General features: G+C 58.4%; 4 protein-coding genes and 4 rRNA genes. 4 read left to right on the forward strand and 4 right to left on the reverse strand.

Annotated features, from left to right (window positions below):
* Positions 1–123: 123 nt before the first annotated feature.
* Positions 124–1,650, reverse strand: a 16S ribosomal RNA gene (locus H4V95_RS16400).
* A gap of 811 nt (positions 1,651–2,461) precedes the next feature.
* Here H4V95_RS16400 and H4V95_RS19040 point away from each other — a divergent pair.
* From H4V95_RS19040 to H4V95_RS16420, 4 genes are all read left to right on the forward strand, one after another.
* The gene (locus H4V95_RS19040; protein ID WP_209731094.1) at positions 2,462–2,980 is read left to right on the forward strand and encodes a GNAT family N-acetyltransferase; all 519 of its coding nucleotides are present in this window, start codon (positions 2,462–2,464) and stop codon (positions 2,978–2,980) included.
* A gap of 178 nt (positions 2,981–3,158) precedes the next feature.
* Positions 3,159–4,700 carry an IS21 family transposase gene (istA, locus tag H4V95_RS16410; protein ID WP_209730746.1) on the forward strand — a complete coding sequence of 514 codons (1,542 nt, stop codon included), beginning with the start codon at positions 3,159–3,161 and terminating at the stop codon, positions 4,698–4,700.
* Positions 4,697–5,476 (forward strand): IS21-like element helper ATPase IstB, encoded by a 780-nt coding sequence (istB, locus tag H4V95_RS16415; protein ID WP_196842421.1) that lies wholly within the window; start codon positions 4,697–4,699, stop codon positions 5,474–5,476. The genes istA and istB overlap by 4 nt, the downstream gene beginning before the upstream one ends.
* A gap of 646 nt (positions 5,477–6,122) precedes the next feature.
* Positions 6,123–6,689 (forward strand): hypothetical protein, encoded by a 567-nt coding sequence (locus tag H4V95_RS16420; RefSeq protein ID WP_196868254.1) that lies wholly within the window; start codon positions 6,123–6,125, stop codon positions 6,687–6,689.
* A 163-nt stretch (positions 6,690–6,852) separates the two neighbouring features.
* Here H4V95_RS16420 and rrf read toward each other — a convergent pair.
* The 3 genes from rrf to H4V95_RS16435 all read right to left on the reverse strand — a co-directional run bounded on the left by rrf (position 6,853) and on the right by H4V95_RS16435 (position 12,496).
* Positions 6,853–6,969, reverse strand: a 5S ribosomal RNA gene (gene rrf / locus H4V95_RS16425).
* 242 nt (positions 6,970–7,211) lie between these two features.
* A 23S ribosomal RNA gene (locus H4V95_RS16430) occupies positions 7,212–10,376 on the reverse strand.
* 593 nt (positions 10,377–10,969) lie between these two features.
* Positions 10,970–12,496 (reverse strand): 16S ribosomal RNA (locus H4V95_RS16435).
* Together the 16S, 23S and 5S rRNA genes form the textbook arrangement of a ribosomal RNA operon.
* Positions 12,497–12,754 lie beyond the last annotated feature (258 nt).

Raw genomic sequence — 12,754 nt, forward strand, 5'->3', positions numbered from 1 at the left:
TCATTGATATTCCACCCTTGAGCAGCCCACCGCGGAACAAACGCCCGCGCAATAGGCCATACTCCTACGAACCCCCCACCAACCACACAGGGCCAATGAGAACAGGCTCGAGGTGCTCCTTAGAAAGGAGGTGATCCAGCCGCACCTTCCGGTACGGCTACCTTGTTACGACTTAGTCCCAATCGCCGGTCCCACCTTCGACAGCTCCCTCCCCACAAGGGGGTTAGGCCACCGGCTTCGGGTGTTACCAACTTTCGTGACTTGACGGGCGGTGTGTACAAGGCCCGGGAACGTATTCACCGCAGCGTTGCTGATCTGCGATTACTAGCGACTCCGACTTCATGAGGTCGAGTTGCAGACCTCAATCCGAACTGAGACCGGCTTTTTGGGATTAGCTCCACCTCACAGTATCGCAACCCTTTGTACCGGCCATTGTAGCATGCGTGAAGCCCAAGACATAAGGGGCATGATGATTTGACGTCGTCCCCACCTTCCTCCGAGTTGACCCCGGCAGTCTCCTATGAGTCCCCGCCATAACGCGCTGGCAACATAGAACGAGGGTTGCGCTCGTTGCGGGACTTAACCCAACATCTCACGACACGAGCTGACGACAACCATGCACCACCTGTAAACCGGCCGCAAGCGGCCAACACATCTCTGCGCTGTTCCAGTTCATGTCAAGCCTTGGTAAGGTTCTTCGCGTTGCATCGAATTAATCCGCATGCTCCGCCGCTTGTGCGGGCCCCCGTCAATTCCTTTGAGTTTTAGCCTTGCGGCCGTACTCCCCAGGCGGGGCACTTAATGCGTTAGCTACGGCGCGGAAAACGTGGAATGTCCCCCACACCTAGTGCCCAACGTTTACGGCATGGACTACCAGGGTATCTAATCCTGTTCGCTCCCCATGCTTTCGCTCCTCAGCGTCAGTTAATGCCCAGAGACCTGCCTTCGCCATCGGTGTTCCTCCTGATATCTGCGCATTTCACCGCTACACCAGGAATTCCAGTCTCCCCTACATCACTCTAGTCTGCCCGTACCCACCGCAGATCCGGGGTTAAGCCCCGGACTTTCACGGCAGACGCGACAAACCGCCTACGAGCTCTTTACGCCCAATAATTCCGGATAACGCTTGCGCCCTACGTATTACCGCGGCTGCTGGCACGTAGTTAGCCGGCGCTTCTTCTGCAGGTACCGTCACTTTCGCTTCTTCCCTACTGAAAGAGGTTTACAACCCGAAGGCCTTCATCCCCCACGCGGCGTCGCTGCATCAGGCTTGCGCCCATTGTGCAATATTCCCCACTGCTGCCTCCCGTAGGAGTCTGGGCCGTGTCTCAGTCCCAGTGTGGCCGTCCACCCTCTCAGGCCGGCTACCCGTCGTCGCCTTGGTAGGCCATTACCCCACCAACAAGCTGATAGGCCGCGAGTCCATCCAAAACCGCAATAAAGCTTTCCACCAACATGGCATGCGCCAGAAGGTCATATCCAGTATTAGACCCGGTTTCCCAGGCTTATCCCAGAGTCAAGGGCAGGTTACTCACGTGTTACTCACCCGTTCGCCACTAATCCCCCAGCAAGCTGGGATCATCGTTCGACTTGCATGTGTTAAGCACGCCGCCAGCGTTCATCCTGAGCCAGGATCAAACTCTCCGTAAATGCATTACAGACACGCACCCACCACCAGGAAAAACCAGTAAACAGGCACGCGCAAAATTCGAAACCAGCCAAAAACAACCACACAACACCACGGGGTGGCATCATGCAGCCAAATTCAACCAATCAATAAAACAATCGGTATCAACAAACATGGCACACTATTGAGTTCTCAAACAACAGACACACCCGCCACCAAACAGAACCAAACAGTTCCATCATCGCTCCGGAGCAACTTTTCAAACTTACCCGAACTCGGAAGCTTTAGCAAATCAGCGTTTCCGCGATTTTCGCTTACCTTGTGGGTCCCTACCTGCCGCAATCGCACGCTTGAAGCGTGCCATTATCAGGCTGTTTGTAAGGGGTCGGTCGCTATCTTTCCGCTTCAGCGGCGGCGACTTGTTCTACTTTACACACCACATGGACTGGCGCCAAATCGCCCTTTTGGGGTCCGCACCCAGGTTCCTGGAGGTGCTTGGACTCCAGTATCCGCGCGGATTTCCCGGGAACTCAACCTCTCGAAAGCGCTCCATCTCGCCCCTCAGCGCACTCAAGCCATTAGGTGGGCTGCGTCACTCCTCGGGCGAGGAGTTCTTTACTTCCTCCAGACGGTCAATTTGTCCTTGGTCTCCCCCACCCGGACGCGCATCTTCCAGCGGCCACTCGATCGATGACTCCTACACCGCGATAGTTGACCGACTGACATCCTCATCCCCAACCCAAGGATCACGGGGCCTGAGCGCGTTTCATCTGCTCATCCGACTTCCTCGGATCGATGTTTCGCCCGAGGAAACAGGGGATAGTCTGAACGACTATGAGAGGCATCGACCGGGAAGTTAGCTACGTCCAGTTCGAGCATGCCGCTCCAGACGACACTTGGGTTGAGATCACGAATCTCTTTGTCTCGAGCTTCGCAGCTCCTCCCTACAACGAATCACCAGGCGAGCTAGAAAGCATCGAACAATGGGGGCGCGGCCAGCTTGCGAGTCCCGGTGGGCGACTTGTCGCGGCAAGTCACCATGGGCATGTGATCGGCTTCGCGCTATCTCAGAGGCTCGACCAGGACACCTCCTGGCAGCGACGACTAGACGGAATGGCGCCAGCGCAAGACGCTGTGATCACACCATCGAGGACCGTTATTGTCCAGGAACTCGCCGTTGACGAAAGCTTTCGGGGCCGTGGGATAGCCAAACAGTGCGTCCGTGAGCTCCTCTCGAACCGGACAGAACACGATGCCGTCTTAGGCGTCTTTGGCCAGGCACTCCAGGTCCGCGAGATGTATGGACGCTGGGGTTTTTTGGAGCTTGGAGCCTCTCCCTGTCAGCGGCCATGAAAAACTGCCCATAGGCGGCCACGGAACTGCCCACTGATGGCCAGTAAAACTGCCCGCCGGTGGCCATGGGATCTGCCCACTTCTTTACTGGATCGACCGCGCTTGCGCGGCGGGAGCCTCTTCCCGGGGTTTGATGACGGTGTCTAGTCGCACCAAAGTCGCCCGGGAAGAGGCCCAATTGAAGTCTGACGGAGAAATCATGGAAATACTTGCTGCTTATGATCTGACCGGGTCGTTGCGCGCTGCCGCGGAGCTTACGGGCTGTTCCCACCACACGGTCAACCGGCATGTTGGGGCGCGGAACGCGGGCCAGCCAATGGCCGAGCCGGTCTACCGGGGCCGTGTCACTGACGCGTTCCTGCCCAAGATCGAGGAATGGGTTGAGGCCTCCAAGGGCAAGATCCGCGCCGACAAAGCCCACGACAAACTCCGGGCCCTGGGCTATGAGGGTTCGGAACGCTCGACCCGCCGTGCTGTCGCCCAGGTGCGGGCGGCGTGGCGGCTGGGTCATGTCCGGGTGCACCGGCCCTGGATCACCGAGCCGGGGATGTGGCTTCAGTACGATTTCGGCGACGGCCCCCTGATCGAGGGGAGGAAGACCGTGTTGTTCGTGGCATGGCTGGCGTGGTCGCGGTTCAGGATCGTGATCGCTTTGCGGGACCGGACGGCGCCGAGTGTGTTCGCGGCATTGGACCGCACCTTCCGTGTCCTAAGCGGCGCGCCAACCTATGTCCTGACCGACAATGAGAAAACGGTCACCGTTTCCCATGTTGCCGGGGTCCCGGTGCGTAACCAGCAGACCGTGGACTTCGCCCGCCACTACGGTGTGACAGTGTTGACCTGCCAGCCGGCGGATCCTGCCTCCAAGGGCGGCGTGGAGGCATCGGTGCGGGTCGCTAAAGCCGACATCGTCCCCAAAGACACGAATCTGCGGGCCGAATACGCCTCCTTCGCGGAGATCGAAGCGGCGTGCCAAGTGTTCATGGACGAGGTCAACAACCGTGAGCACCGTGCCACCCGCCGCAAACCAGCGGTGATGCTCGCCGAGGAAGCACCCCGGCTGCACCGGATCCCGGACACCGCGCACACGGTCGCGTTCGGGCTCTCCCGGACGGTGCCGGAGAACACGCCGATGGTCACCTTCGAAAACGGCCAGTACTCCGTCCCGGCAGCCCTGCTCGGCGCGCGCGTATTCGTGCGCAGCCACGGCGCCGGACCCGGTGAGCAGGTCATCATCGTCCATCACGGCAGCGCCGGCCCGGTGGAAATCGCCCGGCACCAGCGGGCCCGCCCGGGCAGCCCCGCGATCAACGACGCCCACTTCCCTGATCACCGGCCGAAGATCCCAGGCGATTACGCGGTCAAGGCCCGCAACGCCGCGGAGGCGGAGTTCCTTGGCATCGGGGACGGCGCCCGCGCGTGGCTGCTCGAAGCCGCCGCCGCGGGCACGGCGCGGATGAACGTGAAGATGGCCGAAGCGGTGGCCTTGGCGAAGATCGCCGGGCAGGCCGACGTCGATCAGGCGTTGGGGACCGCGGCCGTCCATGGCCGCTTCGCGCACAAAGACCTGGCCTCAATCCTGACCGCCGGGGGCGCCCGCACCACGACCCACGCCGCGGACGAAACCCGGTCCTTGACCCAGGGCACGGCCGGGTGGGCGGCCATCGGACGTCCCCCCGGTGCCGGCCGTGGTGAGACCGGACTGGAGGAAAGCGCATGAGCCCGGTCCCGGTCACCGCGCCCGTCCTGCCGGCGGACCTGGAGGCGCTGATGCGGCAGCTGAAGATGCCCTACGCGCGGGCTCTGGCACCGGAGTTGATCGCGACCGCCCGTACGCAACGCTGGGAACCGGCCGAGGTCATCAAGGCCCTCTTCACCGAGGAAGTCGCTGGCCGGTCCCGGTCCATGCTCGCCACCAGGCGTAAAGCCGCAGGGTTCCCGACCGGGAAGACCTTCGGCACCTGGGATCCCGCCGCGTCCTCAGTCCCGCTACCGACACAGCAGGCGCTGCGGACACTGGAATGGATCGGGCGCAAGGAAAACGTTGTCATTTGCGGGCCCTCCGGCACCGGGAAAACGTTCTTCCTCGAAGCCCTCGGGCAGCAGGCCGTCGAGGCCGGCATGCGCGTGGCATGGTTCCGCCTTGAAGACCTCGGCGCGCTGATGCGCGCGCACCGCTCCGACGACAGCGTCACGAAAGTGGTCGCCAGGATCCTGCGCGCGGATTTAGTGGTGGTCGATGACATAGGGCTCCTGCCTGTCGGGACCGATGCCGCCGAGGGCCTCTACCGCCTTGTTGACGCAGCCTATGAGAAACGCTCCATCGCGGTCTCCTCGAATCTGCATCCCGCGGGCTTCGACGAGCTCATGCCCAAAACCCTCGCCACCGCGACGGTCGACCGGCTGCTGCACCACGCACACGTCTGCCAAACCACCGGGGAATCGATCCGCCTCAGCCAAGCCCTGGCCGGACAAGGAGTCACGCCAATGAGCTAAACAAATCCCGAACATGGCCAACGCCGCCGAATACCCGGTGGGCAGATCCAATGGCCATGACCGGGCAGTTTTCATGGCCACCAGCGGGCAGTAATGCTGGCCACCCGTGGGCACCTTTAACTGGCCCTTGACATCTCCCATCTACGGCGGAACCGTAACCCTTCATGCCTTGCACCACCGACTGCCCTGGACCGCCTAGCCATCGAGTCCATCTGTGTTCGCAGGAGTCGCTTGGCTTGTCGAGCCCCATCACCAACGCGGGCAGATCGAAAACATCAATATGGCGATCCTCATGGAAACGATCGGAAGCGGCAGAAGCATCAACATCGGCCGGCCCCTCTCCTGTGACGCCATAGGGTTACTTCCCTGTGTCAGCGCCGGTGCCAACAGGCCCAATGGTCCCATCTTGGGTCGGCGTTCACAATTACCGCTCTGTTCTCTACACGAACCACTCAACAGCGCGGCGGCCTCCCTGCAGGTGCTTGTCATAGCCGGCGAGCCTTACCCAATTGAATGCGCGGTTGGACCTGAAACTCATCGCGAGACCTGCAGACACCGACACCCACTGATGAACGTTTGGCCTCAGCGCGTACCTGGAGGGTGGATCTCGGTGAAGTATGGACCAGCACGCCGCTAGGATCGGGACATGGCAGCTGAGATGAAGAAGCCCTCGCCCCTCGGGAGGTGGGAAAAAACCTTGATGCGGTCGAACTGGTGGGTTCTTCTCGGTGGCCTGCTGGTCTCAGCTGTCCTCCGGGAACCACTTGGCTTCTGGCTATCGCTGACACTCGCTGCGGCGTTGCTGGCTGCCTTTGCCCTCCTAGTCCGACGACTGTCAGGGTCGGAGAGGGAAGCGCGGCTCGTCCGTGATGTTGAGCGCGGACTCATCGAATGCGCGATCCGCTACCCCAAGGCCCTCCCCGGTTCACTGCGCAGCAGGTGGGAACGGGGGTTCGCGCAAGTGGATCAAGGCATCGTCAGGTTCATGCCGCTATCCGGAGGGTTGGGTGCCCCCGCACCACAGATGCGGGAGTTCAGCGGGCTACGCCGCCTTGAATTGCTTGACTTGCCCCCGAAGAAGCCGGCGGAACTCGCGCGATCGTGGAAGATCGCAGCAATTGGCACCGACAAGGGTGACCTGGAGATAGCTACCGGGCAAGCCGGACTAACTTTGCTGGCCGGGCATCTAGACGCCAGCTCTGAACTTCCCTAGGGTCCTTGTCTGCACTTCAAGCGCACACCGCGGGCCCACGTTTTAAGCACAAAAGGCCCCACCGTGGGGTGGGGCCTGGGTACCAGACTATCGGGCCATGCCTGGTGGGGTGGTTAAGTGCGGAAGGCCCCACCGGTGGGGTGGGGCCTTCCGTCTAATGGTTGTCCGGCGGCGTCCTACTCTCCCACACTCTCTCGGGTGCAGTACCATCGGCGCTGTGGGTCTTAGCTTCCGGGTTCGGAATGGGACCGGGCGTTTCCCCCACGCTGTGACCGCCGTAACCCTTTTACCCGTCCCCCGTGGTGGTTGGTCCTGGTGTGGACCGCACCCGTATCCGGGGGTGGGAAGTTTGTGGTTACAACATTTTCAGTGGTTGTTTCCTGTATTCTGTTGTTCCCCCACGGTTTTATGGTGGGGGTGGTTCCTGTTGTTGGTTGGGAACCGCATAGTGGACGAAAGCAGCATATCTTTTACACCATCCGGGGTGTGAACGTCTTTTGATGCCGTTCACGGGTGGTGTGTGTGGTGTAAGTTATCGGCTTATTAGTACCGGTCAGCTTCACAAGTCGTTAGTCCTTGCTTCCACGTCCGGCCTATCAACCCAGTGGTCTGGCTGGGGGCCTCTCACACAAATGTGTATGGAAATCTCATCTCGAAGCAGGCTTCCCGCTTAGATGCTTTCAGCGGTTATCCCATCCGAACGTAGCTAATCAGCGGTGCACTTGGCAGTACAACTGACACACCAGAGGTTCGTCCGTCCCGGTCCTCTCGTACTAAGGACAGCCCTTCTCAAATTTCCTGCGCGCGCAGCGGATAGGGACCGAACTGTCTCACGACGTTCTAAACCCAGCTCGCGTACCGCTTTAATGGGCGAACAGCCCAACCCTTGGGACCTACTCCAGCCCCAGGATGCGACGAGCCGACATCGAGGTGCCAAACCATGCCGTCGATATGGACTCTTGGGCAAGATCAGCCTGTTATCCCCGAGGTACCTTTTATCCGTTGAGCGACGGCCATTCCACAATGTACCGCCGGATCACTAGTCCCGACTTTCGTCCCTGCTTGAGATGTCTCTCTCACAGTCAAGCTCCCTTGTGCACTTACACTCGACACCTGATTGCCAACCAGGCTGAGGGAACCTTTGGGCGCCTCCGTTACTTTTTAGGAGGCAACCGCCCCAGTTAAACTACCCATCAGGCACTGTCCCTGACCCGGATTACGGGCCGAAGTTAGATATCCAGTATGACCAGAGTGGTATTTCAACGATGACTCCCCCTGAACTAGCGTCCAGGGTTCACAGTCTCCCACCTATCCTACACAAGCCACACCGAACACCAATACCAAACTATAGTGAAGGTCTCGGGGTCTTTCCGTCCTGCTGCGCGTAACGAGCATCTTTACTCGTAGTGCAATTTCGCCGAGCTTATGGTTGAGACAGCGGGGAAGTCGTTACTCCATTCGTGCAGGTCGGAACTTACCCGACAAGGAATTTCGCTACCTTAGGATGGTTATAGTTACCACCGCCGTTTACTGGGGCTTAAATTCCCAGCTTCGCACCCCGAAGGGCACTAACCGGTCCTCTTAACCTTCCAGCACCGGGCAGGAGTCAGTCCGTATACATCGTCTTGCGACTTCGCACGGACCTGTGTTTTTAGTAAACAGTCGCTTCCCCCTGGTCTCTGCGGCCCCACAACGCTCACAACAGCAAGTGTCGGTCACGGGTGAGGCCCCCCTTCTCCCGAAGTTACGGGGGCATTTTGCCGAGTTCCTTAACCATAATTCTCTCGATCGCCTTAGTATTCTCTACCTGATCACCTGTGTCGGTTTGGGGTACGGGCGGCTAAAACCTCGCGCCGATGCTTTTCTAGACAGCATAGGATCACCGGATCCCCGCATAACGGGGCCCATCGGGTCTCAGAGACGGTATCAAAACCAGGACCACGGATTTGCCTATGGTCCCTCCTACATCCTTAGACCGGGGCAACCATCGCCCGGCCCGGCTACCTTCCTGCGTCACACCTGTTAATACGCTTACCTCCCAGGATCAGGTCCCGCGCTCCACCAAAAACCACGTCACCCCGAAGGGTGGGCAGTCAGGTATTGGGCGGTTAGTATCCCCTGCTCAGTATGGGCGGTTTTTCGCCGGTACGGGAATATCAACCCGTTGTCCATCGACTACGCCTGTCGGCCTCGCCTTAGGTCCCGACTTACCCAGGGCAGATTAGCTTGACCCTGGAACCCTTGATCATTCGGCGGACGGGTTTCTCACCCGTCTTTCGCTACTCATGCCTGCATTCTCACTCGTGTAGGCTCCACCGCTGGTTTACACCGCGACTTCACCGCCCACACGACGCTCCCCTACCACTCCAGACGCCTGAACTCAGGAGAACAAGTCTCCGGCTTAGCTAATATCTGAAATCCACAACTTCGGCGGTGTACTTGAGCCCCGCTACATTGTCGGCGCGGAATCACTTGACCAGTGAGCTATTACGCACTCTTTCAAGGATGGCTGCTTCTAAGCCAACCTCCTGGTTGTCTTCGCAACTCCACATCCTTTCCCACTTAGCACACGCTTAGGGGCCTTAGTTGGTGGTCTGGGCTGTTTCCCTCTCGACTATGAAGCTTATCCCCCACAGTCTCACTGCTGCGCTCTCACTTACCGGCATTCGGAGTTTGGCTGACGTCAGTAACCTTGTAGGGCCCATTAGCCATCCAGTAGCTCTACCTCCGGTAAGAAACACGCAACGCTGCACCTAAATGCATTTCGGGGAGAACCAGCTATCACGAAGTTTGATTGGCCTTTCACCCCTACCCACAGCTCATCCCCTCCATTTTCAACTGAAGTGGGTTCGGTCCTCCACGACGTCTTACCGTCGCTTCAACCTGGCCATGGGTAGATCACTTCGCTTCGGGTCTAGATCACGCCACTCACTCGCCCTATTCAGACTCGCTTTCGCTACGGCTTCCCCACACGGGTTAACCTCGCGACGTAACACTAACTCGCAGGCTCATTCTTCAAAAGGCACGCCATCACACCACCACCCCCGAAGGGATGACAACGCTCTGACGGATTGTAGGCACACGGTTTCAGGTACTGTTTCACTCCCCTCCCGGGGTACTTTTCACCTTTCCCTCACGGTACTTGTCCGCTATCGGTCATCAGGGAGTATTTAGGCTTACCAGGTGGTCCTGGCAGATTCGCACGGGATTTCTCGGGCCCCGTACTACTTGGGATACTCTCCAAACGGCAGCACGCATTACGGTTACGGGACTTACACCCTCTCCGGCCGGCCTTTCAAGACCGTTCACCTATACGCCTGCACTCATTTCACTGATCCGGCAGAATCAGAACGGAAAGTCCCGCAACCCCAGTGATGCAACGCCCGCCGGCTATCACACACCACTGGTTTAGCCTCATCCGCGTTCGCTCGCCACTACTAACGGAATCACTATTGTTTTCTCTTCCTGTGGGTACTGAGATGTTTCACTTCCCCACGTTCCCTCCACGCACCCTATGTGTTCAGATGCGGGTCACCCGGTCCATCGCTGGCCAGGCGGGGTTTCCCCATTCGGAAATCCTGGGCTCACAGTCCGGTTATCGACTCCCCCAGGCTTATCGCAGATTCCCACGTCCTTCTTCGGCTCCTGATGCCAAGGCATCCACCGTGTGCCCTTAAAAACTTGACCACAAAAGATCAAAAAACATATCGAGAAAACCATGGAAACAAACATAAAGTCTGAAACCAAGATTTTTTGAAATTGCTTCTTATTTTTAAGATGCTCTCGTCCACTATGCAGTTCTCAACCAACAACCCCACACCACCAGCACAGACCCCCCACACACACCAACCAGCCCGACCCAAACAGATCAAACCACCAGCATGCATTCAAAGGATCCCGCTGCCATGGCAGGGAAAAACCAGAAACACCAACACCCCAACCCAACCCACACCACCCACACACCCCGCCCCACCCCCACCAAACAGCAGGAGAAGAACAACACATGTAAGACGTGCACGAGAATCAGGGCCCTGTTATTTCAGGACCCAACAGTGTGCCATACGATAAACCCGATCACCACCAACCAACACCCTTTCCACACCACCCCCGAAAGGATGACCGTACTCAACTGCCAGCCAGCGCCACCAGGCACCTATTCATTGATATTCCACCCTTGAGCAGCCCACCGCGGAACAAACGCCCGCGCAATAGGCCATACTCCTACGAACCCCCCACCAACCACACAGGGCCAATGAGAACAGGCTCGAGGTGCTCCTTAGAAAGGAGGTGATCCAGCCGCACCTTCCGGTACGGCTACCTTGTTACGACTTAGTCCCAATCGCCGGTCCCACCTTCGACAGCTCCCTCCCCACAAGGGGGTTAGGCCACCGGCTTCGGGTGTTACCAACTTTCGTGACTTGACGGGCGGTGTGTACAAGGCCCGGGAACGTATTCACCGCAGCGTTGCTGATCTGCGATTACTAGCGACTCCGACTTCATGAGGTCGAGTTGCAGACCTCAATCCGAACTGAGACCGGCTTTTTGGGATTAGCTCCACCTCACAGTATCGCAACCCTTTGTACCGGCCATTGTAGCATGCGTGAAGCCCAAGACATAAGGGGCATGATGATTTGACGTCGTCCCCACCTTCCTCCGAGTTGACCCCGGCAGTCTCCTATGAGTCCCCGCCATAACGCGCTGGCAACATAGAACGAGGGTTGCGCTCGTTGCGGGACTTAACCCAACATCTCACGACACGAGCTGACGACAACCATGCACCACCTGTAAACCGGCCGCAAGCGGCCAACACATCTCTGCGCTGTTCCAGTTCATGTCAAGCCTTGGTAAGGTTCTTCGCGTTGCATCGAATTAATCCGCATGCTCCGCCGCTTGTGCGGGCCCCCGTCAATTCCTTTGAGTTTTAGCCTTGCGGCCGTACTCCCCAGGCGGGGCACTTAATGCGTTAGCTACGGCGCGGAAAACGTGGAATGTCCCCCACACCTAGTGCCCAACGTTTACGGCATGGACTACCAGGGTATCTAATCCTGTTCGCTCCCCATGCTTTCGCTCCTCAGCGTCAGTTAATGCCCAGAGACCTGCCTTCGCCATCGGTGTTCCTCCTGATATCTGCGCATTTCACCGCTACACCAGGAATTCCAGTCTCCCCTACATCACTCTAGTCTGCCCGTACCCACCGCAGATCCGGGGTTAAGCCCCGGACTTTCACGGCAGACGCGACAAACCGCCTACGAGCTCTTTACGCCCAATAATTCCGGATAACGCTTGCGCCCTACGTATTACCGCGGCTGCTGGCACGTAGTTAGCCGGCGCTTCTTCTGCAGGTACCGTCACTTTCGCTTCTTCCCTACTGAAAGAGGTTTACAACCCGAAGGCCTTCATCCCCCACGCGGCGTCGCTGCATCAGGCTTGCGCCCATTGTGCAATATTCCCCACTGCTGCCTCCCGTAGGAGTCTGGGCCGTGTCTCAGTCCCAGTGTGGCCGTCCACCCTCTCAGGCCGGCTACCCGTCGTCGCCTTGGTAGGCCATTACCCCACCAACAAGCTGATAGGCCGCGAGTCCATCCAAAACCGCAATAAAGCTTTCCACCAACATGGCATGCGCCAGAAGGTCATATCCAGTATTAGACCCGGTTTCCCAGGCTTATCCCAGAGTCAAGGGCAGGTTACTCACGTGTTACTCACCCGTTCGCCACTAATCCCCCAGCAAGCTGGGATCATCGTTCGACTTGCATGTGTTAAGCACGCCGCCAGCGTTCATCCTGAGCCAGGATCAAACTCTCCGTAAATGCATTACAGACACGCACCCACCACCAGGAAAAACCAGTAAACAGGCACGCGCAAAATTCGAAACCAGCCAAAAACAACCACACAACACCACGGGGTGGCATCATGCAGCCAAATTCAACCAATCAATAAAACAATCGGTATCAACAAACATGGCACACTATTGAGTTCTCAAACAACAGACACACCCGGCACCAAACAGAACCAAACAGTTCCATCATCGCTCCGGAGCAACTTTTCAAACTTACCGGCTAATCATC

The organism is Arthrobacter sp. CAN_C5, assembly GCF_017875735.1.
GTDB lineage: Bacteria > Actinomycetota > Actinomycetes > Actinomycetales > Micrococcaceae > Arthrobacter_D.

What these genes read in the sequence shown, in the direction of transcription:
- H4V95_RS19040 (WP_209731094.1), top strand. Translation starts at nt 2,462, where the DNA reads ATGAGAGGCATCGACCGGGAAGTTAGCTACGTCCAGTTCGAGCATGCC.
- istB (WP_196842421.1), top strand. Translation starts at nt 4,697, where the DNA reads ATGAGCCCGGTCCCGGTCACCGCGCCCGTCCTGCCGGCGGACCTGGAG.
- H4V95_RS16420 (WP_196868254.1), top strand. Translation starts at nt 6,123, where the DNA reads ATGGCAGCTGAGATGAAGAAGCCCTCGCCCCTCGGGAGGTGGGAAAAA.